Below are 24,955 nucleotides of genomic sequence, written 5' to 3' on the forward strand. Positions count from 1 at the left end.
GCCGGACTGCTAACGGGGGCCCAACCAGAAGCGCTGCACCAGGTCGTAGTGGGCGCCGTACCGCAGGACACCGAACGTGCAGACGCCTCCTTCGAGTGATGACATGGATTTCAGGGCCTCCACGCCGCTGTCGAACGAGGTGACGGACTGCAGCGCATGCACCTGCAGTTCGACGGCGGCCGTGGTGGGTAAAAGACGCCGCCCGCCCCGGGTAAAGAGCCTGTGTTCAAGCTCGTGCTCCAGCCTGCCGATGAGTTCGGACACGGAGGCTTGACTTGTTTCCAGTTTTTGCGCCGCGGCCGACGTGTCGCCGCCGAGGTTTAGAACGCGCAGGCCGGCTCGACTGCGGAGTTCGTCGGCGAAGGCGAGCATGTTCTGTGTGGATCGTCCGAGCCTGTCCAGCGTGGTGATGACGAGGGTGTCGCCATCGATCAGCGCGTCGAGTGCCCGATCGAACTGGGGTCGTGAATTTCGCGCCCCGGACACGCCGTGATCGATGTAGAAGTCATCGCGCCGGACGCCAGCGGCAAGAAGGTCCGCCTTGTTGTCGGTCGGTGGATTGCTGTCGCGTGGAAACGCGTGCATAGCCAATCAGTTTGGCCATAGGCTGCTCCGATGTGCCTCATAACTAATGGTGGATAAAGCGCTTCAACCAAAATGTTTCGAGACATAGTTACGAGAATCGCCTATGGCGAAGTAACTCGGACAATGTCATTTTCCGTACTCGTCTGCACAACTCATCCACACCGACGTCGACCCTTGCTGCCGTCGCATTTGGGGAACCCTTTGCGGGCGTTCTGTACGAGACTGCGTTCTCATGCAGTGGCAACGAGCTCAACTTCGAAGCCTTCGGAGTTCACGAGGTAAGCGGCGTAGTGTTCGGGCCCGCCAGCGTTCGGGTATTGTCTACGAACAACGGACGCTGGCCGTGATGTGCATTCTCTCCAGCCACGGCATCTGCACAGTCTCTCCTAATACGGACAGCAGGCCGGTGGTGAGCTTGGAATTGCTCACCACCGGACCGTGGGTCCGCGGGCAAGCCTTCGGGGTTCACATTGATGGTCATCGGCCAATGTCGGTGGAGACAGCGTCCTTCCGCAGGGCGCCCTGGAGGAAGCGGTGTTGGTTTGGTGTTGGATACTGCGACGCTGCGTGTCGCTTTCGCCATTGTGGCTGTAGTACTCGTCGTCCTGTTCCTGGGCGGCTTCCTCCGGACACGGTCCTCTTACAGCGGCTGGTGGTGCATCGCGTTGATGAACTTCCTCACCGGCTCGCTGCTGTTCCTCCTCAACGGCACGGCTCACCAGCCATGGGCCAACCCCCTGGGTAACACCCTTCTGGTGCTTGGCTCAGCCAGCGTATGGGCCGGGGCGCGTTCGCTTCTGGGCCGCCGGCTGGGGATCCCGCTGCTTATCGTCGCTCCGGCAGTTACAGCCGCAGCTTCCGTCCTGGACCAGCGCCCCGATACATGGTCAGGAGGGCTCGTCTTCCTTGCCATGATGTCCCTCATGATCGCCATGGCTTCAAGGGACATGTGGAGGCCAGGACAGGAACCGGTCATCGAACGCAGGACCCTTGCTATCGCGGCAGCCTTGTTCGCGGCCTACTACGCAGCCCGGTGCCTCGTATTCGCCCTGCAGGGGCCCCACAGCCAACTGTTTGAAACCTACTTCGGCTCCGCGGTCACGACAATCGCCACCCTTGTCCTTATGGTCATCGTGTCCCACAGCATGACCGCACTGAGCAATGTCCAGCTAATAACAACACTGCACCACCTCGCCTCCAGGGACGCGCTAACCGGCCTGCTCAACAAAGGCGCCTTTTTGGAGCTCGCCACGACCGAACTTGGCAGACTATCGCAAACCGGATCGCCCGCAGTGCTGATCATGGCCGACCTTGATGACTTCAAAGCCGTCAATGACAACCACGGGCACTTGGCAGGAGACCAGATTCTGCGTGACTTCGCGGCAGCGTGCTCCAACGCACTCCGAAAAGAGGACCTCATCGGGCGATTCGGCGGAGAGGAGTTCATCCTGCTCCTACCCGGCGCGTCCGAAAGCAAAGCACTGGAAGCGATCTCACGAATCAACAACGGCATGCTCCGCTCCCAAAAAAACACGGCCCCGCAACCCACTGCCAGCTACGGCATCGCCCCAATACCGAACGCGGCCCCGCAGAACCTCAACGAGCTGATCCAAGCAGCCGACGCAGCTCTGTATGAAGCAAAATTCCGTGGCCGAAACCAAGCCGTAGCAGCATCCACAATCAAACCTCAACAATAGATAACCGCCACCCACACTATGACGCACCACCAAATCCGGCCGACCCGGAATTTTTCAAGCTGAACGGTACCAGCGGGAGTTAGGCGGCTAACTGTTCGGTGATTTCCTTGGGCTGGTTGATCCATGCGGGTCCTGGGAGCGCGAGGATTTTGGGGTCACTGGTGGTGGTGAAGCGTTCGGGGTATTTCTCGCGGGCTGCAGCGAGGGTTGCCGAGCGTTCTTTGGCCACCGCCGCGGCATGGCCATAGTGGACGTTCGCGGGCGTGTGGAAGCCAATGCCTGAGTGCTGATGGTAATGGTTGTACCAGTCCACGAAACCGCTGATGAATGCCCCGGCGTCGTGGACAGATGCGAACCGTTCGGGGAATTCCGGACCGTATTTCAGGGTCTTGAACAGCGCCTCCGAGTAGGGATTGTCATTCGATACCCGGGGTCTGGAGTGGGATCTGGTGACTTCCAGATCCGAAAGCAGCGCAGCGACGGTTTTGGAGGTCATGGACGTTCCCCGGTCCGCGTGCACGACCTGGGGGATGCCGTTGGTTGGGTCCCCAGGTAGAAGTCCAGTGTCTGTGTGAGTTTCGTGTCCGAGAATGGACACAGGAGGAAATTCACGAATCATGGCACGCAGACACACCCCCGATCAGGTCATCGCCAAAGTCCGGCAGGGCCAGAAAATGCTCAATGACGGGCGCCCGATGGTCGAAGTCATCAAGGAGCTCCAGGTCACCGAGGCGACCTGGTACCGCTGGCTGAACCAGTACGGCTCCGAAAAGAACGCCGAGGCGTCCAAACGGACCAAGGAGCTGGAGAAGGAGAACGCCCGACTCAAGCGCCTCCTGGCAGAGAAGGAACTGGCCATCGACATCCTCAATGAGGTGGCCAAGGGAAAATTCTGAGCCCCGAACCCCGCCGCCGTGCCGTGCGCATGGCGGTGGAGAAGTTCGGGGCATCCGAGCGTTTCGCGTGCGCGCTCCTGGGCCAGAACCGGTCCGCGTTCCGCAAGAAGAAACCCGACATGGGCTTCGAGGAAGCCCAGCTCCGGGCAGCCCTGCGCGCCGTCGCCGGGAAGCACCCCGCTTGGGGCTGGCGGAAGGCCCGCTGGCACCTGCTGGCCCAGCCCGAGTGGGACGGCGTGGCGCTGAACAGGAAGCGGGTGCGACGGCTCTGGCGCGACGAAGGGCTGACCTGTAAACCCAGGGCGCGGAAGAAGCGCCGCACCGGGCCCGGCGCCGGAGAGCAGAAACGGCTCACGGCCGAGTACCCGATGCACGTGGTCAGCTTCGACTTCCAGTCCGATGTGACCTCCTGCGGCCGGCACATCCGGTTCTTCAACGTCATCGACGAATACACCCGCACCGCGCTGGCCATCATCCCGCGGCGGTCATTCAAAGCCACCGACGTCGTCGCGGTACTGGAGAACATCATCGCCGAAACCGGCACCGCGCCGACCTACATCCGGTGCGACAACGGGCCCGAATTCACCGCGGCCGCCCTGATCGACTGGTGCAACACCGCCGGGGTCGACACCGCATTCATCGACCCGGGATCACCCTGGCAGAACGGCTTCATCGAATCCTTCAACGCCCAATTCAGAAGGGAACAACTCTCCGGAGAAATCATGGACACCATGGCCGAAGCGAAGTATTTGGCCGACGAATGGAAAGCTATCTACAATCATGAACGGCCCCACGGATCCCTGAACGGCATGACGCCGAAACGCTACTGGGAAACGTGGACCGAAAAAACCACATTAGCTATCGCATAGACGCTGGACTGCTAACGGGGGCCCAACCACCGTGGACCCCGAAGATTCCCTTCATCATTTCCACCGCCAGCGCACCGGATTCGGTGGCGTGAACGTGCGCACCGACGATGAACCTGGAATGGATATCGACCATCATGTAGCAGTCGAAATACTTGCCCCTGACCGGGCCGGCGAGCTTGGTAATATCCCACGTGAACACCTGGCCCGGGGCTGTGGCGACCAGTTCAGGAACCGTCCGGGGCGGGTGTTTGGCCAGCCGGCGGCGTTCTTTGACCTGATTGTTTTCCTCCAGCACCCGGTAAAAGGTCGACAGGGATCCCAGATAGATTCCCTGGTCCAGCAGCTTCGTGTAGACCTGCATGGGTGCCAGGTCCACGAACTCCCGTGAGTTCAGCGCCGCCAGGATCTCCGCCCGCTCGGCAGCGCTGAGCTTGTTCTGCGGCACCACCGCCTGCTGGTCCCGCGGCGGTGCCGGTTTGCGGTTCGCGGTCGTCCGGGACACACCGGTCAATGATGCTGCCTTCCGCGTGGGGATTTTCAGTTCCAGCATCGACCGGTACGTTGCCATCAGCGTTTCTTGGACCGGGGCCCGTCCGGCATATCCTCTGAGGCGCTCTCTAAGAACGCCTGTAGTTTTCCCATCAGGTCCAGGGCTGCCTCGGTCTTCTTCAACCGGCTCTCGCTCACCTCTAACTGGCGGCGCAAACGCGCGTTCTCGGCCTGGTCCGCCGACAGTTTCCCGATCGATTCCCCGGCCTTCTTCCCGGCCAGGACGCCGGCGTCACGCAGTCGGCGCCACTCGGTCATCTGCGAGGAATACAGCCCCTCACGACGCAGGAACGCGCCGCCCTCACTGTTCTCGCACGCCCTCTCGTAACCGGCCAAAAACTCAAGCTTCTGCACCGGCGTGAACGACCGACGGGACCGCGGACCACCAGCCCGCGGCCCGGAACCACCACTACTACTACTACTACTACTACTCACAGATCTATCTTCGCGTACTGCACTCAAAACTGGACTGGACATGATTACTAGATTCCTGGTTCTCGCCCCACGCGATTAAGCGGACTTGCTATGAGCCCCTGGTACCGTTCCAGCCTGACACGTAGGGGCCGGGTGACAAATAGCGCTGCGAAAACACCGCCATTTAGCGCTGCGAGTCACACAGAGTTTGGGGAAGACACCGGCCGAGCGTGTCAGCGTCAAGTGTGTCAGCCTAAAGAAGTGCCGCGCCCGGTAGGTGTGGGGCGCGGCCGGCGGCTGTAACTGCTCTGGGGAGAGACAGTGGATCGTCATCCTGGCGAACGCGCCGCCGGCTGTACTCAGGGAAACCGGTGGAAACCCTGGACGACGAACCCTTACGCTTCAGGGAGTTAGCTCTGCCGCTGATTCGTAGCCAGCATGTTCAAGGCACCCATGCACAGGTTGGAGTGCGCGCCTATGGCCCGGCCGCCCAATGACGATGCCTCACCGGTATGAACCCGCATCCAGCACCGGATACGAATCGCGGAACGGGGCTGGCCCTGCGGCAAAGTAACACCGCAGGGCAACCCACCTCTCCATAGCGGGCCTCCCAATAACGCGGCGGTAACGCCGTGGGCGTCTACTGGAAACACTGCATGAGCCCATCCGAGTGAGGCGATATGACCTGCGTGAGCGCTTGGCGCGTCCCACTTCCTGAACCGGGCGATTCGAACCTCCGGACCGGGCCGGACCCACTTAACCCCCGCTGCTCGAGGCTGCTTACCGCCTCGAAGCCGGCCCCGAGCGCTGCCGGCGTTGTTGGAAAACCAAGCAAATGAGACAGGAAATCCAATGACTGAAACCACGCCTACGCTGAACCTTCTGGATCGACCGGAGATTCCCGAGGACGTCAAGATGCTGCTCAGGGTGATTCCGGGACAAGAACAGACCGAACAGGGTCCCCCTGAAACGGCGCCTGATGAAGGGCAAACGACGGAGCCGTACTGTCCACCGTGGGCTACCGTCACCGACCCGGCTTCTGATGAGTCATTCTCGGTGGAGGGGCAGCGGTTCATCGCGCCTGCGGTGCACGAAGAGCCTAATCCCATGCTGTACCCGATGTGCACTGTCGGAATCGTCTATAACAGCAACGGCCGCCGGGGGAGTGGCGTACTCGTGGGACCGAATCTGCTGTTGACGGCCGGTCACGTTGCGCCGCGGGGAGCCGCCAGTTGGAGCATGGAGTTCGTTCCCGCCTACCGAAACGGCGCCCGGCCCTTCGGCAGCTCATTCGTTCAGACCTATCACGGCTATAACACGAACGGAAGCGTCACCGGGTACGACTACATCATCTGCAAGCTGTTCAACCCGCTGGGCAGGGCTTTGGGGTGGATGGGGGCGGCGTCGTTCGGCAACGAAGACGAGTACTACAATAAGCGGTTCGTCTCTTCCGGTTACCCTGGCACCTACGGTGATAGGCCCGCGGTGGAACTCGACATGGGTGTTCGCGACATCGACAACGACAGCCCCGGCAAAGAGATTGAATTCGCCCTGCGTGCTGATCTCGGTCCAGGTTGGTCCGGTGGTCCGTTGTGGCACCACACCGCTAACCCCTACTGCGTCGGGGTTCTGAGCGGTCAGGAAAAGGACGGCTTGGACCCTACGCGCCTGGTTTACGCGGGCGGTGGAGCGCTCGTGGACCTGGTCCGACACGGCCAAAGCAACTGGCCCGGGTGACCCATTATTGGAAGGAACGTGTTCGCATATCTGAGGAGTCCCGCACGTGGATGAAGATGCGATCCTGGACACCATCCGTCATCATGCGGCAGAGGCGGCCGGCGCCCTCCTCGCGGTCCAGTCCGGAGACAGCCCGCTGACTGTCGAGGCGATCAATGTCGTGGCTGCCCGCGTGAACAAGGATCCAGCCAAGTTCTGGCTGGAACAACTTGAGGCCATGGGACTCGTGGCGTCATTCGTCGGTGCCCTTCGCGCCCGGGGCCTTCAGCTCGAAGACACCGTCCTGGACGATCCCGTCGGCGTCATACCCACTGAGGAGCTGCGTCGGTTCCTCGCCCAGGCCCAGGCCTTCCGCTGCAGGGTACTTAAGAATAATCGTGTGGCCGGTAGCGGCGTGCTCGTTGGACCGAGCCTGGTCCTTACGTCCTGGCATGTCATCGCCGTCGCTGGACCGGGGAAACCGCAGGAGCCCGCACCGAACTTGGAGGTCCTGCTTGCCGACAACATGAAGTTCGCCATTAAGGTCCCCACAATATTTCAGTCAGAATGCGGCGATGCTGAGTATGAGAGCCGCGCACCCCTCAAGGACTCGGATGTCAATGACCGCTACGATGTAGCCCTGCTGAAGATGGTTCTGCCTGCTGCGACCCACCTCGGGCACGTAAGACTCATGTCGCCCCCGCCCCTGCCCAGAAACAGGGGCCGCGTTGTCCTGATCCACTTCCCGGGTGGGACGGACCATGTCATCGACTTCGGCTTCGCGGCCAAGATCAGTAACGTCACAGCCCGATGGCGTCACAACGTCCCTACGGCAGGTGGCTCGTCGGGCGGAGCGTGCTTTGACAAAGACCTCCAGTTCATTGGGATCCATCAAGGTGAGTTCGACGCCAGGGCACGATTTATCCCCGCCGGGAGCTTCATCAATTCGATTGTGGACCACATCCGTAACGATGTAGCACCACCGACGCTCTGGTCGCTGGATGGGACGGTCAGCGGACCTCTCGTCATCGGCCGCAACCAGTTCTTCCAAGCCATCGCCGAGGCCGGCCACGCCGCCGGTCGCGTCCGCGGCGTGCGGATCAAGCGGGCCGTCATCGAATCCACCTCGACGGGTCTCGGATTCAGCCACGACATCCTTCAACAACTCCTCGTCCGCCGAGGCCCCGAGCATTGCCTGGTCCGCATCATGCAGGATCAGATCGTGGATGACCTGGTGGCCGACATCCGCCGCAGAGTGCGGCTCGGAGGACTGGACCTTCCCGAACCCCTTCCCGAACAAGCCAGCGCGGCAGCAGGTCAGGCGCCACCGGAAGCGGCTGCCAGGGAACGGGCAGAGAATCTTGCTGCAGCAATAGAAGCGGCAGCGGCCAAGGCAGGAAGGACAGTGTGGTTATTTATCGACAATCCCACGGTGCCATTGACGGAAGCTGCCCGCGTCACAATCGAAGGCCTCGTCGGCGCATCCCTCACCAAACCCCGGCTGCGGCTCGTCATCGCAGGACTCGAGACGCTTACCCTTCCAGGTCCCGAATTCGCAGGTTTGCCGGCCACTGAGACCGACCGTTCGCCCGGCCTCGTCGTCGAGTTCATCGGAGACTTCCGCCGCGCCGACATCCTCGATCTGCTCACCGTCGCATCGATGGATTTGACCGGCGCCGTCGAGGAGGGCCGGGTCGCGTACGCGACCGATCGTGCATTGTTTGACCTCCCTCACGTCAACGGTCTCTACGCTCAGGAACTGCTCGCTACCGTCAGCGAACGCCTTAGGGCCGACCTGCGACTCATCGCGGGCGGCGGCGGATGAGCATCGAAGAGGGCCGCCCATTCATCGAACGCGCCCGGAGGCTTGCTGCGCTCTCCGGTCCCTTCGATCCGGGAGCGCTGCTGAACATGCTCGGTGATGTCTCAGCAGACGCCGCCCTGGCTGTCACCGTCAACCTGGCCAACGCGTGTGACACGAGCAAACCGAGCGGGTGGTTGATGCGCGGCACCGTGCGCCGTCGCGAACTTGCGGCGTTGGAAGCCGGAGGGACCCTCGACTCGGAGATCCGTTTGCGGCGCCAATATCCGCGGGATCCCGCTACCGAGGCACTACTCGACGCCCTCGCGGGAGTCTCCCCCTACACTGGAGCAGGAATCACACACCTGCTGGAGCCACCGCTGGACCGTGACTCGCTCGCGCGTGTGGCCACGGCGCTTGATCGCGCTGGCCCGCAGGCGGCCGCCCACCAGGCCCTGGCATCCGTCCGCTCTGCGCTGGGGCGTTTTGATGCGGACGCCCGTGCGCAGCTGATGCAGGACAGAGGTTTCTACGGCCGGCACGCCGAGATTGCGCAGGCCGAACGCTGGCTCAGCCGACCGTTCACAGATGGGCCGGTAGCCGCCCTTTACATCACCGGACTTCCCGGAATCGGGAAATCGACGCTCATCGACGAGACGGCCCGCCGCGCAGGCATCCAGGCCCCGCCGTGGCTGGTCGTCCGGCTCGACTTCGACCGTGGGGGACTGGACATTCAGGACCAGGTCGGTCTCACTGTAGAGATAAGCCGCCAAGTCGCGCTTGAGTCGGGTCCGACCACGTCGCCGCTTCGTCAAGCCCGCTTGGCAGCGGCGGGAGCCGGGTCGTCTCCGGACGGAAACATCAAGGGTTCCGGGCGCCAGCACATTCCCCAGGAACTGTCGCGGGTGCTCGGCGAGACCGTCCGCGCCGTCGGCCGCCCGGTCCTGCTGATCCTCGACACGGTTGAGGTGCTTGGGGGCCGGGGAGAGACGCACCCGCTTCGCCTATTCGAGACTATCGACGAATTGTGCAGACAAGGGCTGCGCCCGCTGGCGGTCATCGCGGCCGGCCGGGGGCCAGCACTCGAGAGTGTGCCGGAACGAGTGGGCGAACGGATCGAGCTGGGCGGACTCGACGACGAGAACGCCGACCGCCTGCTCAGCCGCTACGACGCGGGGTCCGACATGTTCCAGCGCATACGTGAAGTATCCGATGGAATCCCGCTCCTGCTCCGGCTGGCTGCCTTGGCTGTCCGCCAGTCCGGACCGATGGCGCTAGAGGGCGTCTCCGGACAAGGAGACCTCGCGGCCGTCTATCTCTACCGCTTCCTGCTGTCCCGAACCGGTGATGAGAACCTGCGCCTACTCGCGCAGCCCGGCCTCCTGATACGCAGGCTCAACCCCGACGTCATCGCCGAGGTGCTGGCGCCGCACGTAGGGCTGGATGACATGCGGGCGCCCGATGCAGTCGCCGCTTTCGAGGCGCTGGCCACTCAGCACTGGCTGGTTGAGCCTGACGCCGTGCCAGGCTGGGTCCGCCACCGGCCGGACGTGCGGGCCTCCTTGCTCGAACTGCTGTACAACGCCGGGGAACCTTCCACAACGGCCGGCCTGAACCTGAGGGCCGCGAGATGGTTTGAGCGACGCCCCGAACCGTTCGCGCAGCTCGAGGCCGCCTACCACCGCCTTCAAGCGATGCGCTCGGGCGGACGGCCTCCTCGTATCGCACCGGAGATTCTTCAACAGCTGGACCGCCAATCCGTCTCGGAACTGCCCGCGGCCGCACAGGACCTCGTACGGGACTCCATCGGCCTGCGAACGTCGAAGTTCCGGCGCGGCTCGAAATCTGCTCTCTCTGTGGACCACGAGGGTGCCGCCCGCGAACTCGAAGCGACCCTTGAGCGTGGGGATGTCCGGGAAGCCGCCTATGTTTACGGGAGGTCCTTCGGCCAAAGCCCTGGTGCCCCTCACTCACCGGCCTTAGACGTGGCCCGCTCCTTCTTGTGGCGCGCGGGCCGCTGGTCAGATGCCCTGCACGGGTTCGATCCGCACCGGTACTTCGATGGCCGCTTTCGCGAGAGGGCGCCGACAACTACCCTTGCCCACCTCGAGATGTGGGCCGAGTCGGGATTCGCAGCCCTCGAGAGTGCATTCACGGCGGACCCGGGGCTGGCTGAACTCGCCACCGAGCTGCGTGAACGGGGGTTCAACGGTTCGCTGGCCAACGGAGCCCTCGGGTTCGCACTGGTGCATACCGGCGCACCAGAACTGCGATCTTCATGGGGTGTGAGCGATCCCGTCGATGCCGCGGCCGTGGTTTGGTCGCCGACGACGACGTGGGTGTCCGGCGTGCAGTCACCGCAAGTGCTCGATTCGCTGGCGGTGCAGGCCAGCCGGTTCGCGGCGAACGTGTCTTCACCGACCACCACGGTCAGGGAGACGAACTTGCCGGTCCCAAGGGCACCCGACCTTGCCACGCCGGCCGGGGCAGCACGTGTCCTCGCCAGTGCGACGCCCTACGGTCCGGTCACAGAGACGATGCAGCAGTTGGATCCGGGCGATGCCATGCTCCGTCATCTCGCGCGCACGGACTTTGAGCTGGCCGAGGCCGGCGGCCTGCCGCCCAGGGGTGCGGGGGACTGGAGTATCTCTCCTGCGGCTTCCCCGGGCGGGTCAATCCAGAACCTTGCCGCGCTCGGTCTGCTCGCCGAGTGGCTAGGGGCAGCCGCCGTCGCGCTCCGTCGTCCAGACCTCCGGCTGCTCGCTCGAAGTTCCGAACGATGGCGACGCACGTCAGCGGGCCAATGGGCCTATCCATCACGGCTGACCAGCCACCCTCCGTCTTGGACGCGACGCCCGGACGAAACAATGGTGGACCGTATCGCCCAGCTCGACTCGGAAGAGGCCTGCCTCGAACAAATCCGGATCTGGTCAGGCGCAGTGAACCCTGGGAAAGCCTGGGAAGAGTTCCAACGCCTGCGCCGGCGCTACCCGGCCGCCGATCGAGAAGCGCGACGCTCGGCGCCGGACGATGCCGCGGCGGCTCTGCTCGCGCGCCATGTCCCCTCTGCATTCGTGCCACCCATGGCGGTTCTCTATTCGTTCGAAAGGAAATGGTCACTATGACAACGGCGCAACAGCGGCTGCAGGAATCCCCAATGCTGAGGGCCGCCCTCGAAAAACAGGTCGCCGGCGGCCTCCTCGCACGAATGGGGCTCTCTAGCCTCGCCGTAACCGGCCTTGGCAGCCACCCGGCCAGAAGCACGGCCGACCAACTCGAAAACGTCAGCTCAATGGACGACCTCGAAGCGATTGTGCAGCGCGTGGGCCGTCCACCCCTGCTGATCAAGAACAACCAAGTGGTCCTCGGCGCGGGGCAGGACGACAGCCTGGACGATTTCCCGCCCGGAACGGACGCCCGGATCCGCGGCACGGAGAAGACCATCCCATCGGTCGGCCGGGTTGAGTTCGCCAATTTCCGCTTGGCCTGGGGCGGAACAGGTTGGGTCATTGCGGCGGAAGGCGCCGATCGGATCGTGGTCACCAACCGTCATGTGGCCGCGCTTGTGGCACGTCGCACGGCCGACGGGCAGGGGATCTTCATGCGCGACCCATCCCAGATTCGCTATGGAGCGTCGCTCGACTTCAACGAAGAGTTCGGCAGCCTCGCCAGCGAGGCGACGCCCTTCACTGTTGTCGACGTCCCCTACCTCGCCGACACAACGTCTCCCGATGTGGCGTTCCTGCGGATCACGGGGAAGAACCTGCCATCACCGTTGGCGCTCGCGGACAGTGATGCCGCCGTCGGCGATCTCGTTGCACTTGTTGGCTACCCTGCGTATGACGACCGCAATGACGCCTCTGACATGGCGAGGTATTTCCGCGATCTGTACGACGTTACGCGATATGCACCCGGGAAGATCCTGCAGGCCCTGGCGCCCGGGGTTGCCTTGCGTTACGACTGCACCAGCCTCGGGGGCAACTCAGGCTCGCCGCTGATCCGTCTGGTGGATGGCAAGGTGGTGGGCCTGCACTACTCCGGAATTTATGGGCGCTTCAACAGCGCGGTGGGGGTTGGGACGCTGCGGGACCTGCTCGACGGCAGGCGTCCCATTTCGATCACTGCCGCCGACGCGGGGACTGCCGAGGCACGCCGGGACGGAATCCATAACCCAACAGACCTTGCGGGTCGCGCCGGCTACGATCCCCATTTCCTGGGTACGGGTGACCTCGCGGCTCCGTGGCCGGTCATATCGAGTACCCTCGCCGCCGATCTGGCAACGCCGAGCGACGAACTCCCGAGCCAGCCGTCCGAGATCCGTTACACACACTTCGGGGTGAAGTTCTCCCGCAGCCGCAGCCAGCCGGCAATGACGGCGGTCAACATCGACGGACAGCATCACGTTGCCATCAAGCGCGGGGACGATAGATGGTTCCAGGACGGGCGGATCCCCCTCACCATCCAGCTTCGCAAGGAGGATTACGCCCACCCGGACATTGACCGCGGTCATCTGGTCCGGCGCGAGGATCCGAACTGGGACGACACACCGCCGGCCGGTGGCCCCGGGGAGGAAGCGAACGGGCTCGCCCGGAGGGCCAACGACGACACTTTCCACTATACGAACGCCGCCGTCCAGCACGGTGACTTCAATTCCAGTTCCCAGCTTTGGCTCGGACTTGAAAATTACATCCTGACGAGCATCAAGACGCACGGCTTCAAGGCGTGCGTCTTCACAGGGCCGGTGATGCGGGAAGACGACCAACAGATCGCACCGGGCGTGATCGCGCCACGGGAGTTCTGGAAGCTTGTGGTCATGGAGGCCTCCGGGACGCGCGCGCTGCATGCGACGGCCTACGTGATCAGCCAAGGAGAAATGATTCGGGAGTTGCTCGAACGTCGCGCGCGGACGGAGGCCGTGGAGGGATTCGTCCTTGGCGCGTACCGCACGTTCCAAATCGCGATCGCCGACCTCGCCGAATCGACCGGACACGACTTCTCCCGGTATGTGCCGTTTGATCCGTTAGGAGCGGTGGCCGCCCAAGAAGAAGCAGCCCACGTCGAGCCGCGCTACCTCCCGCTCGACGCAGTCCACCAAATAGTGCTGTGACCCTGCTCAGTCGGCGACTGCCGAGTGGGCTGTAAGGAGTTCTACGAGCCGATCGTTGAACACGGAAGCGGAGTTACGCTGGCTTTCCGAATTGACGATCTCCAGTCCACGGAGCGACTGCTCAGCCATCTTGGCTACCTCTTCGGCGGCCTCCGGGTAGAGCAAATGAAGCCCTCGTTTGTCGCCCGCCGACAGATCATTCCCGGGGCCAGCGGGAGCGCACGCGCTGGGACTCGACTTGTAGAAGAACGGAGCGAAGCGATAGAGCATCACCGAAGAGGAATCGAATTCGCCCATCACCGAATTTGGGTCATTCGTTGTGCGAAGGTTGTGGTCCACCTTGGCCTTCGACCACCTGTTGGGCGGTCCGGCGAGGTAGGTGTAGATACCTGGCCTTTTGCCTGCAACATCGGGGACGAACACGCCCCTTGGGTCGGTCGTCGGTACGTATCCGGGGTCGTTTTCCCAGCGGAAGTCCGCCTCGCAGGGGCCGCGGAAGTTCTGGTGTTCGTGCTTGAACGCCAGAGCGTGCATGAACTCGTGCCGGACGGTTCCCTCCCAGCCCTGGGGCTTGGACACCTTATAGCCGCCCAGGTTCAGGCTTCGCTGATTCGGCATGCCGCCGATCGGCCCACCGGACGGGTCTATCGTGCTGTCAGTGCTGTCGGTGCCCACCAGCGACCAGTAGCCGTTCGTGTCGAAGCTCACTCTGATCTCAGCCTTCAGCTGGGTATCGCTCAGCGTCCATCGTCTGTACGTTCCGGCGTCGAACCCGAAATCGAGTGTGAGATTCATGGCGGCGGAAAGTTGTTCTGTCGCTGTTGCGACATCGGCGTGGAGTGCGGAGTCTCCGTCGAGGAACGCGACCCGCACCACCGATCCCACCGGCCACCTCTGCAGATCTGCAACTATGAACTCAAGAGCTTCGATGTTCTCTGCCAATTCCCGACGCCAGGCATCCCGGACTTCAAGGGCAGCCACCACCCCGTCCGGAAGCGCTTCGAGCGTCTCGCCCAGCCTGCGAGTGTCAATGTCGAGGCCCTCGCTGAGGCGGTCTGCTACGCCATCTTTGGCTACCGCTGTGCGTCCGTCCCGTGGTCCAGCCATCATGCACCATCCGTTTCCTGGTTGAGTCTTCGCATCATTAAGGGCGATGAATCGTATCCGCCTTCGGCCGCAGTATGGTCCGGGAGGCGTTACGGAGCCGTTACTGCGTCGTGGTGCTTCTCAACCATCAGCTCACGCTCGTCCCGCCAACGCGCCGGGCGTAAGGGGTAGTCGCGGGGGCGGATGACCATCGATGAGGGAGCGTCTTCCTCGTGGCAGTTCAGCCAGATACCGGTGATTTCAGCTGAAGGACCGGTCATGGCTCTCACCGCCCGGCTGGAGTCATCATCCACCCGTAGTGTTGACGCTGTCACCGTTGAGCGCGGCCCGGATGTCATCCAGCATCAACATCGCGTTGTGTTTGTCTTGGCGGAGCCGTTCGACCGTGCCGGAGACGGAGCAACTCCCTTTCCCCGTGGGGCTTAGGCGAAGCAGCCGCGGCCCGGCAGCCAGTTCCGGCGTGGAAGGGTGCGGGGACGGCGTTACTGTGGGGGCCGCCGTGGTTGATGCGGGAGCAGGCCCTGTTCCGGCGCGCGTCAGCGCGAAGGCCGGTGCGGCCAGGAAGGAAGCCCGGGCACGCTCCATGCATGCGTCCATCCGCCTCGACTGGCCCTTGGTGAACATCAACATGGCAACGTCGTCGGGGTAGTCCATGTAGTTCAAGAACCCAACGCATGAAGCATTCGCCGTCGGCTGCTCCGTCCTCAATCTCGGGCATCGCGCGTTACCCGGGCGTTACTGCTGTCCCGAAGTGGCAGGTAGGCGCCCCGTCGCAGGGGACTGCTGATCCGCCGTCGGACTTTCAAGAGGGTGCGGTAATAATAGACCGCTAACGCATCGGCCGGCGTTCGCGAACCTATTTGCGTGAGCGGATTAGGCGTCGCCTGCATTGGATGTATATATCCAGAACGGATTCCCAGCCGTTAGGCCCCTTGGCGACCGCGGGACATCATCCATTTCCGTTGACTGGCTTGAAGATGGTTTTTTCGGATAGTCAGCTCTCGACAATAAAAATTGGAAGCCAAGCATATTGACATTATCCAGCGTTTTGGGGATCCTCGTTTTACCTGCTCTAAACACTTCAGACCGAACCGGAATCAGGCTTCCATGGGCGACGACGGCTATGGAGAATTGAAATTGGATCTACTTGGGTCGTGGCGGCTTCGCCGGGGCGCGGTGGTCCTCCATGTTGCAACACGTCAGCAACGCCTTATCGCGGCGCTGGCCATCCGGGGTCCGAGCCTCCGCAGTTATCTCGTTGGTCAGTTGTGGCCGGAGTATCCTGATGCCCGGGCGCTGGAGAGTCTGCGTGTGACTGTTCACCTGATTTCACGGCAGGTGCCCGGTTTGATGGTCAATGCGGGCGCGATGCTGTCCCTGACCGATCACGTTGAGGTGGACCTGCATCGGATCCGCGCCCGGATCCGTGCCCTGGGCCAGGCCGGGTTTGACGGCGACGTTGCCTCCTCGTTGCATGAGTTGCGTGATGCGGAGGTGCTTCCGGGCTGGTATGAGGACTGGGTGATTTTTGAACAGAGCAGGCTGCGGCAAGATCGGCTTCGCGCTTTCACGGCAATTTCGCGTCTGTCACTCGCCCGGGGTAATTCTGAGGTGGCAGGGGCAGCTGCAGAAGCCGCGTTGGAAATTGAGCCGCTATATGAGAAAGCGGTAGGGCTTCTCATCGCTGCGGAGATGCGGCAGGGCAATCCCGCCGCTGCGCTTAGCGCCTACGAACGGTACCGGGGGAAACTTGAGGAGGACATGGGTCTCCTGCCTTCCGATTCCGTCAAAAGTCTCATAGCTGGCGCCCTTGACCGCCAAGCCCGGGCAAGGGAGGAGCGCCTACCGGCCAGCGTTTCCTGGCTGACCGGCGAGCCAGCCTTGCACCACTCGTAGGACCTCGTCGGGGTCAGCGGTGGACACCGCGCTTTGGGCAATACCCGGAGTTTCTCTGTAAGTTATTCTCGCCCGGAAACTCTTAGTGTGACCGGACTCAAGCCATTTGCTGATGATCATCGTTTGTACTTCCGGCATATCGGGGTAGGGGTCACCAGCTTCATCAGCGGAGCCTGACCATCGGTCGTCTTTGATCATGATAGCCATCCACTCCCCGTCTTTACCCTCATCCATTTGGAGCGTCCGGACTTTCAGGCACCCAAACCAATCCCTACCAGCCTGCGAGATGCCTGACCGGTTCAAAGTAGTGCACTTCTTCTGGTTGTTACGATCCTGCTGCAGAAGTATCAGGAGTTGGCCCACCTTTACGAAATAATGGCTCAAGATTCAGCTGAGCTCACCCTTGAACCCAGTACAGCGTGACCTCGTTATTGCTGCGTTACGACCCTGAGCTGGAGACACGTCTTGTGGCAGGGTTCACGGTTCATTAACGCTGCCCCCAAGGTCTGCCGGTAACGCCGCCGTAACGCCTCCATGATCGACTCACCACATAAGCGTGCACCTCAGTGCTTCCTGGCAGGTGCATCCGTTTTTGGATAAGGAATACAAGATGGGCTACCCGGGCGACGACGGCAGGCTCCCAGTGATTTATGTCCGGGGCTTCGCAGGCAGCGGATCGGCTATAAACAGCGCCGTGGACGATCCCTTTTATGGCTTCAGCCAGGGATCGGTACACGTCCGTGCTGACAGCAACGGAAGGGCGAAATTCCACCAGTTTGAATCCCCGATGCTGCGGCTGGTAACGGACCACAAATATGAGGTACCCGTTCACGGGGATCAGTGGGCTTTCCTGAACAGCGTGGAAGCCGGCACTGTGAATTCGGCGTCCGTGTGGATCCATCGTTTTTATGATGGATCCGCCGATTCGTTTTCTGAAGAGCCGGAGAGTTTTTCATTCGAGAACGCCGCCCGCAGCCTGTTCAACCTGATCAAACTCGTGTTGGAGAAGACGGGTGCGCCAAAGGTCTTTCTTGTTGCGCACTCCATGGGTGGGCTGATCTGCCGCTCACTCCTGCAGCGGGTCATCCCAGAAGCCCTCGTAGACGTAGGCGGGGAGATCGACCCCGCCGCAGGGAACAGGTATGTGGCAAGGGTGTTCACGTACGCCACGCCGCATGGGGGAATCCGCTTCGCAATAGGTTTCGGGATTTTTGAGCGCATCCGCGACGCCACAGGAATCCAGGGGACAGACGTCTTCGGCCCCGACCGGATGTATGACTACCTCACACCGGCAGCATTGAGACTGGCGCGGACGCGCGACGACTTCAAACCGACTGAGCTCCCAGATGACGGGTTTCCGGTGGACGAACTGTTCTGTCTGGTCGGTTCGAATCCAGAGGACTATGACGTGGCGTTCGGTCTGTCCTCTAAGGCGGTAGGAGCCCGCAGCGACGGCCTCGTCCAGATCGACAACGCCGCCGTTCGCGGGGCACCGCTGGCCGTGGTGCATCGCAGCCACAGCGGACGCTACGGCATCGTTAACTCAGAGGAGGGCTACCAGAACCTTCAGCGGTTCCTCTTCGGGGACCTCAAAATCCAGGTGGAGCTCGTGGGCTTTACTGTCGGCAGGGCCGCCCCACCCGAGGTCGAGTTCCAGCTCGACGTCGGACTGGCCATAAGGGGTCTACCCGTCCTGGTCCATGAGCAAAGCGCCGCCCACTTCTGTCCCGTCCAGATCGAGCACTGGAAAGAAGGGGACCCCATAGACTCACCCGTGCCGCTGCTGACGACCTTCCTTTCGTCGAAAGCACCCCGTCCGCGCGTGGGAGGCAAGGAAGTGCCCCGGTTGCGTCATGCGCTCAAACTCCGGCTGATGTCCATCACCGAAAAGGAAGGACGCTTCTTCTTTGACGACCATATGGAACAGACCGAGGACTGGCAGGACACCCTGCTAGTTGACATCGAAGCGCCCTCGGCAGGCCGGCCGCTGCCCAAAGCATGGGCCGCGTGGAACAGTACCATTCCTACCGCTCTCCGTGACTGGGACCCCGGCCACGATGATCAGCTGAAGGACACCGACAGCACACCCGAACGCTGGCAAGGACGCATCGACGTCCCGGAATTCGCTAAAGCCCTGCTTGGAGTCCACGCAGGCATCCGCCTCACCGTTACCCCACGGAAGCTCATCCTCTCAAAGTAGCTGGCGAGTTTGAGTGGGTGGCGGGTTCAAAACCCCGGGGGTTGGTCAGCGGCTAAAAGCCGATGCCTGCCTAATGTCGCGGAGTTCCGTTTGCATGGCGTCGATCGCCGCGCCCGCCGCTTTGCGCCAATCTTCGATTTGTTGGGATGTTGTCCCCTGGGGTGGACTATCGGAGCTGCCGGATGGGGCAAGAATGTTCATCAGTTCATACAACCTGTCCAGAGGCCGGCTGCGGCGGTCCGGCGTCATTGTCGATGTGTAGCTCGACAGCCGCCCAAGAGTGTCCTTCACCTGCACAGCGGTATCGCGGGCGCTTGCAGAGCCGAATATCAGGCCAGAGTCGAGGTCTCTGACATGCGCTCTTAGTAATCCGACGTCGCGCATTGCATCAGTAATCCACGGCGCAGTACTCCTGGTTGTTTCCATCAACGACAGGTAGCGTCCTAAATCGGGTGTATCCGACAGAGTCTGCGCCTCGCCGGACCGAAGGAAACTAGAGAATTCATGGGGTAATACTCCGACGTCGGGCCAGATGTCTTCGAAAGCGGTATCCTCACCTGATCGGAACCTCTTCAGCGTGTCGACAAATACATCTGGTTCAGCCAGTACCACCTCTTCATAGATCTGCTCCCAGTCGCCGCGGAAGTCAATTGTCTGAAGTGCGAGCATCGTGTCGGGCTCCAGATCCGGGCGGACCATTCGGTTGAGCGTGTAGGCATTGATGTAGCGCTTGACTTCTCGGGGATTGATTCGACCTTCTGTGGCTACATACCTCAGATATTTGCGTACCCGTACGTTGAGGTCGATCTGTTGCTCAGGAGCCAGCTTGCCGTGAACGATGAGCCACTGCAGAAGGTCGTCCAGCTGGCCAGCCATCAAAGGGGGAAGTGTGTATGGGACTTGGAACATTTTCTTCAGGTAGTCCCGCTCCAGCTGTCGATCAATGTTCAGTCCTCCAGGTTGCCCTGCGAACTTTGTCCTGACCGCCGATTCGACCACGCGTTCATCAAGCCCAACGACAAAGATGAAGCCTGGCATGTCGAAGAATAGCTTCATCGACTCCAAGACAGTTAGTGATTGCTGCGGGAGGCAGCGGTCGAGGTCATCGACAAACACGACAATCCGCGACAGCCCAGCTTCCCGCACTTCAGAAAAAGCCGACGTCAGCTGTTGAAAGGCTCCAAAGTAGAGGGACTGTGCGGTGGCGCCAATATCGTCAGGATGAGTCACGAACTCGTCTAGGGCTTTTCCCGGATCAAGGGAGAACGTGGGTCCACTGGGAACGCCAATTTCAATTCTTGTTGAGCGAACGAGGGCCCTCACAACCTGCCCGATCTGCCGCGTAATTTCCCTCATTTTGGTTTGCTGCGCTGCGTGCTCCACCTGGGTTGCCCATTCAGCGAGAGATGACCTTATCGTGTCGAGGAGCGGAACGATGAGATGCGATTCGCGTTCATATCGCCAGGCGTTGAATCGGACGATGATCGCAGTCTCATCTTGCGCAATGAGCTGTTCGATCTCATCCATAAGCGTGCTCTTACCAGAACCCCAGCCGCCGAAGATGCCAACGGCGAAACGAGGCTCACTGGTTTGAACGATCTGGGAAAGTGCCTGCGCAATCTGAGTGAATCCGAGGGATGGATTCTTCGCGGGCACATCGAGGAGGATGTGGCCGACGTATGTCATCGCGACTCCATTGGTCAAGTGGAAGCGGAAATCGTCGGGGCCACGAAATTCAGCAGCGATTCTGAAATCGCAGCGACCCCAGCACTATCCCGATCACTCCATCTTTGGGATAGGGGTCCTGCCACGTTGGCCGTCCAGCCTCCGTTGTCGATAGCCCCAGGGCCAGAAGCGAGAGCGACGTCCCGCCTGAAGCGACGGAGCCGCGCGGTGGACCGGACGGCCCAGACGCGCCTGTTGTCCTGAGCATGACGACCGCGGTTCTCATACTGACGAAGGCTCCTGAGCTTACTTTCTACAGTGTTTGCTGACTCGATTCTGCTACCGCAGCGTTATCAGCGCGTTACAGGGCCACGAGGCTGGCTGGACTGGCGATGTGACCAATACCTCCCGATCGCGGTGACAACACCGAACTGATCTTCGTCCGGCATGCCTGGACGCCGGTGGCCGTCCCACTGGCGGCCACCGGTCGATCACGCCGGAGGGTCGTGGAGGTCGTTGGCTGCAAAGGAAACCGTTCCGGAATGATGAGTTACATAGCTGCTGCTACGGCATCCATTTCAATGCGCTTTTCCCCACGGAACCGCGAAACCTCCACGGTGGTGCGTGGCGGGAGCGTGCAATCGCCGAAACGTTCCAGATAGGCCGCGTTGTATTCATCAAATTCGTCCAAATCCGCAAGGAAGACTGTGATCTTCAGGATGCTGGACAGATTGGCCCCGGCATCGGCGAGGACCCTTTCCAAGTTGTCGAACACTACGTTCACTTGGTCACGCAGGGACTCGGGAGTAGATCCGTCGGCCTTGGTGGGGACCTGTCCGCAGGCCCAGACGATTCCTCCGTAGGTTGCGGTTGCCGTGTAGGGGCGTGGTTTTCCGTCTTCGTGCCAACGACGCTGTATCCCGCTCATGCGTCGGCCACCAGGTAGGCTGCCGCCACGGTGCGGACTTCTGCCCAGGTTTTGGCGTTTACGTGTATCCCGTCCCGGGCCGTTTCGGTCCTCTTCAGGGTCCGTTCGGATGCTGTCGACACGATAAATACGCCCTCGGGCGCGTTATTGGCCGTGTAGAAGCGCGAACCATACCCGGTCGCCGGTGCTGTGTGGGGCGCGGATTGGCCGGGCGTGCTGAATCCGATGCCCAGGTCTCCTGCGGGCGTGGCAAACGTGGTCTGGTTCCGGTCCCCAGCGGTACGGTGCACCACGGTGAGGCCGGAGCCCAGGGCGGCGTTGAGCAGGGCCTCGTCAAGCAGGTGGGATTCGTTTTCCACGGCGTTGCACAACACTTCGCTGCCGGCTCCGGTGCTGGCGACGTCGACCAGCAGGACCCCGTGTACCAGAGCATTGCAGGGTGCACCGGGGCCTACCAGATAGCTCAGCCCGGCCGGAGTGGTGGACTTGGTGTAGTCGAGGGGTTTCGGCGCCCAGGACTTGTCACGCAGCCACGAGGACAGGGCTTGCAGCCCGGTGCCATGGTGCATCTCGGCGAAAAGCACCTGCCTGGCGGCGGCTTGGGCCTCGGAATTACTTGCTCCGCGGGCCATCAGTGCGCGGTATGCGGCCTCACGCACTTCCCGCATAGCCAGACGCACCACGGGCGTCGAACCCCTGCTTTCCATGTTTGCTACTTTCTCGGTGATAACGGTCATCAGATTTTCCTTCCGGGGAATACATCGTCGAAGAGGCTCAGCCAGTTCTCGCCGAGCACACCGCGGATGGTTTTTTCGTCGAGTCCTACCTTGACCAGGCCATCGGTCAAGCGGGGGAAGTCCTCGGGTCCCACAAACCACTCGGGCCACTCGGGCCAAGCGGCCTTGTGCTCCCCCGGTGGTTGCCAGCGGCCGTTGCGTAACCAGCCAACATACTCGTTGTCCCAGTTGCGCGTGCAGTCACTGCCCAAACCAACCCGCCCGGGTCCGAGGTCATCAACCAGGCGCGCGATCATCTGGCAGAACTGTTCCAGGGTCGTCTTCTTCCCGCCGATGACCAGCGGGTAAAGGCAGCAGCCCAGCATCCCGCCCTTGTCGGTAACCGCACGGATAACCTCGTCGGGCTTGTTGCGCGGATTCTCCACAAACCAGGTGGGGTTCGAGTGGGTGATTGCCACTGGGGCAATCGAAGCCTCGACCGCGTCCAGGGAGGTCCGGTTACCCACGTGTGAGAGGTCGATGAGCATGCCCACACGGTTCATTTCGGACACGATGGTTCGACCGAACCGAGTCAGCCCGGAATCCTCGGGTTCATAGCAGGCTCCACCGACCAGGTTCTGGATGTTGTAGGTCAGTTGGGCAACCTTCACTCCCAGCTTGTGGAAGACCTCCACCAGGCGGAAGTCGTCCCCGAAGGAGCTCGTGTTCTGGAATCCCAGCAGCACCGCGACACGCTGGTCCAGTTTCGCCTGGCGGATATCCTGGCTGTTCTGCGCCAGCACCATCAGGTCGGGATTCTGTACGGCAAGCTGATACCAGTCCCCGATGGCCTTCAGGGTATCGGCCGGCCCTTCCCAGACCGCGCAGGTGGCGTTGACGCCGCTGATCCCGCCAGCGCGCAATTCCTCCAGGACGCCTCGGTCCCAATTGTTAATCTGTAGGCCGTCGACGATGGTGGCCGCGGCATGGAGTTCAGCAACGTTCTGCCCGCTCCCCGGGTTCAACGCCGAAGAGCTCTGAACCGTTTCGATTTGTGGCCCGTCAACGACAGTGGCCGGACCTTGGAAGCTAGACATGATCTGCCGCCCCCCGAGGACGACGGGTGAACATCCACGAATCATCGGCAGTCCCGGAAGCCAGGTCTGCGATGCGCGGAGCCCCGGCCATCAATGTCACGCGCAGCCAGTCGGTGGACTGGGGGGTGTAATTCTCCATGCCGTAGACCGCCAGCTGGAATCGCTGGAGATTCAGCGGCAGGAATTCGGCGGCCAACAGGTTGTCCCGCACCTCACCATAGGTCAGCTTGCCGACCTTCTGCACGCGAGCCACGGTGGCACGATGCCAAGGATGGGACAGCAGGAACTCGCCCACGCTGATGGTTCCATCGGCACCGGCCAAATCCGCGCGCAGTTTGGCGACGGCCCGGGCAATATCCACGGGGTGTTGGACGTTTTCTCCCGGGGCCGCTCCCAGCCGTGCGCGCCGGGGCTCCTCGTTGTCCGCTGAGGAGAACCAGAAGTGCTGCTGCGCCGAAGGGTCTGAGAAGTCGAACGAACCGGTCCAGGAGTATTCGTCCTCCATCCTCTCGATCAGGCGGGCGCAGGTGTCACCCGCGGCGATGCAGCGGGACTCATCGCAGCGCAGCAGCGCTTCTACTGTTTCATCCAGGTCCTCGCTGAGTTCGGTAAGCACGGAGGCCACCATGCCGCGGCACCCCGGTCCACGCAGGGCCGCCGCATCATGCAGATCTCTCCAAATGTGGCTGGTTTTGTTCCCCGCGAAGCGCCCTGTCAGGGCCCATGAGCGCAGCTCAACCAGCAGTTCCTCAAGCTGTACGGCCAACTCGGGGCCGGCCGCGAAGGGCGCGCTCTGAATGTCTGCCTGCTCGGCCAGATAGTCGATTGACTCGCGCAGTAGGTCCACGACGCGCTGTACCGCCGCCTCGGCGGGTGCCACGGTCCGGGAGATGACCGAAGCCAACGGGAGCTCCCGCAGCAGCGCCCAGGAGTTGATGACCTCGGGGTGATTGATGGCGTAGGGCACCATGCCCAGTCCGGTGGCATTGCCCATGCCCAGGTAGCGGCGCCAGGGTCCGCTGAGCCTTGCCGCCTTCGGGTTGCGGGCCGCGGCGCAGGCCTCCACCAAGTCATAGCTGAATTCGCGCATCAGCCAGGCCGTGAGCATGTGTGCCCGGTAGGGAACCGCCAGCGGGTGGCCGTCCGCAAAACCTTCGTAGTCGGCCAGTCCGCATTTACCGTTGCTGTAGAACGCCGTGCTGCGAATGATGTAAGGCGATCCGCCGAACTTTTCGCTCTCGGGTTGCTCTCCCCGGGCCAAGCGGTCCGTGACGTATTCAAAGAAACGTTCGCTCCGGTTGGCGCGCGTCCAGATCAGGGATCCCTGCTCGGCGCGGCCGGCTTCCTGCAGCGGCACCTGGGTCCGCATCCGGGCCAGACGATCCGCATCCACGCTGCCTTCGACCAGTGCAGCGGTGATGTCCCAGGCCTTCGCGATCACCCGGTCGGTGCGCTCTGCCTCGCTCAGACGCTGCGAGAATGCCACAAAGCTCCACAGGTGGGTTTCTGCACGGACCTCATAGATTGCCTCGCCGCGGCCTTGGACGTCGACATCAAAGTAGGTGCGCTCGATCTGCCAGCCGGCACGCACCGCACGGCGGATCATCGAACGGATGAAGCTGTGCCGGGTTGCCCGGGCACCGCCCATGTCCGCCGGATCCATCACGGTGTTTGGCGGGCGCAACATCGATTGCGTGGTCATCTCAATGCCT

Annotated in this window: 17 protein-coding genes and 3 pseudogenes; 8 read left to right on the forward strand and 12 right to left on the reverse strand. The window is 62.1% G+C overall.

The features are described from left to right. Window positions 1-9: 9 nt before the first annotated feature. Complete coding sequence (locus FYJ92_RS18965) at window positions 10-264, reverse strand: hypothetical protein (RefSeq protein WP_255482390.1); 255 nt, start codon at window positions 262-264, stop codon at window positions 10-12. Window positions 265-305: 41 nt separating this feature from the next. Then, window positions 306-604 (reverse strand): annotated as a pseudogene (locus tag FYJ92_RS08370) (recombinase family protein); the annotation flags it as partial. A gap of 526 nt (window positions 605-1,130) precedes the next feature. Here FYJ92_RS08370 and FYJ92_RS08375 point away from each other — a divergent pair. Continuing rightward, window positions 1,131-2,282, forward strand: a complete 1,152-nt coding sequence (locus FYJ92_RS08375) for a GGDEF domain-containing protein (protein WP_370526253.1) — start codon at window positions 1,131-1,133, stop codon at window positions 2,280-2,282. 79 nt (window positions 2,283-2,361) lie between these two features. Here the strand turns inward: FYJ92_RS08375 and FYJ92_RS08380 are convergent. Beyond that, a pseudogene (locus FYJ92_RS08380) lies at window positions 2,362-2,820 on the reverse strand (transposase); the annotation flags it as partial. Window positions 2,821-2,899: 79 nt separating this feature from the next. Between FYJ92_RS08380 and FYJ92_RS08385 the strand changes: the two are divergent. Further along, window positions 2,900-4,047 (forward strand): IS3 family transposase gene (locus FYJ92_RS08385; protein ID WP_185263430.1). Its coding sequence is split into 2 segments (ribosomal slippage): window positions 2,900-3,173 and window positions 3,173-4,047, totalling 1,149 coding nucleotides; the frame shifts between segments, so codons are not numbered across the junction. 28 nt (window positions 4,048-4,075) lie between these two features. Here FYJ92_RS08385 and FYJ92_RS18970 read toward each other — a convergent pair. Then, a pseudogene (locus FYJ92_RS18970) lies at window positions 4,076-5,031 on the reverse strand (IS3 family transposase); the annotation flags it as partial. Window positions 5,032-5,862: 831 nt separating this feature from the next. Between FYJ92_RS18970 and FYJ92_RS08400 the strand changes: the two are divergent. Genes FYJ92_RS08400 through FYJ92_RS08415 form a run of 4 tightly spaced genes read left to right on the forward strand, consistent with a single transcriptional unit; the run spans window position 5,863 to window position 13,634 of the window. Further along, complete coding sequence (locus FYJ92_RS08400; protein ID WP_185263433.1) at window positions 5,863-6,747, forward strand: serine protease; 885 nt, start codon at window positions 5,863-5,865, stop codon at window positions 6,745-6,747. A gap of 46 nt (window positions 6,748-6,793) precedes the next feature. Beyond that, entirely contained in the window at window positions 6,794-8,551 is a 1,758-nt protein-coding gene (locus tag FYJ92_RS08405) for a serine protease (protein WP_185263434.1), read from the forward strand. Beyond that, the gene (locus tag FYJ92_RS08410; RefSeq protein WP_185263435.1) at window positions 8,548-11,652 is read left to right on the forward strand and encodes an ATP-binding protein; all 3,105 of its coding nucleotides are present in this window, start codon (window positions 8,548-8,550) and stop codon (window positions 11,650-11,652) included. The genes FYJ92_RS08405 and FYJ92_RS08410 overlap by 4 nt, the downstream gene beginning before the upstream one ends. Beyond that, a complete protein-coding gene (locus tag FYJ92_RS08415; RefSeq protein ID WP_185263436.1) occupies window positions 11,649-13,634 on the forward strand; it encodes a DNA/RNA non-specific endonuclease in 1,986 nt (661 codons plus the stop codon). The genes FYJ92_RS08410 and FYJ92_RS08415 overlap by 4 nt, the downstream gene beginning before the upstream one ends. Window positions 13,635-13,640: 6 nt before the next feature. Here FYJ92_RS08415 and FYJ92_RS08420 read toward each other — a convergent pair whose 3' ends face one another. The 3 genes from FYJ92_RS08420 to FYJ92_RS08430 form a co-directional block, all read right to left on the reverse strand. Then, window positions 13,641-14,744: a hypothetical protein gene (locus tag FYJ92_RS08420; RefSeq protein ID WP_185263437.1), complete on the reverse strand. Its 1,104-nt coding sequence runs from the start codon at window positions 14,742-14,744 to the stop codon at window positions 13,641-13,643. Window positions 14,745-14,830: 86 nt separating this feature from the next. Beyond that, window positions 14,831-15,001 (reverse strand): hypothetical protein, encoded by a 171-nt coding sequence (locus FYJ92_RS08425; RefSeq protein ID WP_185263438.1) that lies wholly within the window; start codon window positions 14,999-15,001, stop codon window positions 14,831-14,833. A 25-nt stretch (window positions 15,002-15,026) separates the two neighbouring features. Then, window positions 15,027-15,404 carry a hypothetical protein gene (locus FYJ92_RS08430; RefSeq protein WP_185263439.1) on the reverse strand — a complete coding sequence of 126 codons (378 nt, stop codon included), beginning with the start codon at window positions 15,402-15,404 and terminating at the stop codon, window positions 15,027-15,029. A gap of 351 nt (window positions 15,405-15,755) precedes the next feature. Here FYJ92_RS08430 and FYJ92_RS08435 point away from each other — a divergent pair, with 351 nt between their 5' ends. Next, window positions 15,756-16,637 carry a BTAD domain-containing putative transcriptional regulator gene (locus tag FYJ92_RS08435; protein WP_255482350.1) on the forward strand — a complete coding sequence of 294 codons (882 nt, stop codon included), beginning with the start codon at window positions 15,756-15,758 and terminating at the stop codon, window positions 16,635-16,637. Window positions 16,638-17,229: 592 nt separating this feature from the next. Then, the gene (locus FYJ92_RS08440) at window positions 17,230-18,837 is read left to right on the forward strand and encodes a triacylglycerol lipase (RefSeq protein ID WP_255482351.1); all 1,608 of its coding nucleotides are present in this window, start codon (window positions 17,230-17,232) and stop codon (window positions 18,835-18,837) included. Window positions 18,838-18,882: 45 nt separating this feature from the next. Here FYJ92_RS08440 and FYJ92_RS08445 read toward each other — a convergent pair whose 3' ends face one another. From FYJ92_RS08445 to FYJ92_RS08465, 5 genes are all read right to left on the reverse strand, one after another. Continuing rightward, the gene (locus tag FYJ92_RS08445; RefSeq protein ID WP_185263440.1) at window positions 18,883-20,523 is read right to left on the reverse strand and encodes a P-loop NTPase fold protein; all 1,641 of its coding nucleotides are present in this window, start codon (window positions 20,521-20,523) and stop codon (window positions 18,883-18,885) included. Between the two features lie 529 nt (window positions 20,524-21,052). Beyond that, on the reverse strand, window positions 21,053-21,430 hold the full coding sequence (locus FYJ92_RS08450) for a RidA family protein (RefSeq protein ID WP_185263441.1): 378 nt from the start codon (window positions 21,428-21,430) through the stop codon (window positions 21,053-21,055). Continuing rightward, window positions 21,427-22,167: a hypothetical protein gene (locus FYJ92_RS08455; protein ID WP_185263442.1), complete on the reverse strand. Its 741-nt coding sequence runs from the start codon at window positions 22,165-22,167 to the stop codon at window positions 21,427-21,429. The genes FYJ92_RS08450 and FYJ92_RS08455 overlap by 4 nt, the downstream gene beginning before the upstream one ends. After that, complete coding sequence (locus FYJ92_RS08460) at window positions 22,167-23,243, reverse strand: membrane dipeptidase (RefSeq protein ID WP_185263443.1); 1,077 nt, start codon at window positions 23,241-23,243, stop codon at window positions 22,167-22,169. The genes FYJ92_RS08455 and FYJ92_RS08460 overlap by 1 nt, the downstream gene beginning before the upstream one ends. Further along, window positions 23,236-24,945, reverse strand: a complete 1,710-nt coding sequence (locus FYJ92_RS08465; protein ID WP_255482352.1) for a hypothetical protein — start codon at window positions 24,943-24,945, stop codon at window positions 23,236-23,238. Before FYJ92_RS08465 ends, FYJ92_RS08460 begins: the two co-directional genes overlap by 8 nt. Between the last annotated feature and the right edge of the window lie 10 nt (window positions 24,946-24,955).

Source organism: Pseudarthrobacter sp. NBSH8, assembly GCF_014217545.1.
Lineage (GTDB): Bacteria > Actinomycetota > Actinomycetes > Actinomycetales > Micrococcaceae > Arthrobacter.

Excerpts from the sequence above, each read along its gene's own strand:
- FYJ92_RS08425 (WP_185263438.1), bottom strand. The coding sequence starts at position 15,001 with ATGACCGGTCCTTCAGCTGAAATCACCGGTATCTGGCTGAACTGCCAC.
- FYJ92_RS08410 (WP_185263435.1), top strand. The coding sequence starts at position 8,548 with ATGAGCATCGAAGAGGGCCGCCCATTCATCGAACGCGCCCGGAGGCTT.
- FYJ92_RS08460 (WP_185263443.1), bottom strand. The coding sequence starts at position 23,243 with ATGTCTAGCTTCCAAGGTCCGGCCACTGTCGTTGACGGGCCACAAATC.
- FYJ92_RS08450 (WP_185263441.1), bottom strand. The coding sequence starts at position 21,430 with ATGAGCGGGATACAGCGTCGTTGGCACGAAGACGGAAAACCACGCCCC.
- FYJ92_RS08455 (WP_185263442.1), bottom strand. The coding sequence starts at position 22,167 with ATGACCGTTATCACCGAGAAAGTAGCAAACATGGAAAGCAGGGGTTCG.
- FYJ92_RS08465 (WP_255482352.1), bottom strand. The coding sequence starts at position 24,945 with ATGACCACGCAATCGATGTTGCGCCCGCCAAACACCGTGATGGATCCG.
- FYJ92_RS08400 (WP_185263433.1), top strand. The coding sequence starts at position 5,863 with ATGACTGAAACCACGCCTACGCTGAACCTTCTGGATCGACCGGAGATT.
- FYJ92_RS08420 (WP_185263437.1), bottom strand. The coding sequence starts at position 14,744 with ATGATGGCTGGACCACGGGACGGACGCACAGCGGTAGCCAAAGATGGC.
- FYJ92_RS08445 (WP_185263440.1), bottom strand. The coding sequence starts at position 20,523 with ATGACATACGTCGGCCACATCCTCCTCGATGTGCCCGCGAAGAATCCA.
- FYJ92_RS08415 (WP_185263436.1), top strand. The coding sequence starts at position 11,649 with ATGACAACGGCGCAACAGCGGCTGCAGGAATCCCCAATGCTGAGGGCC.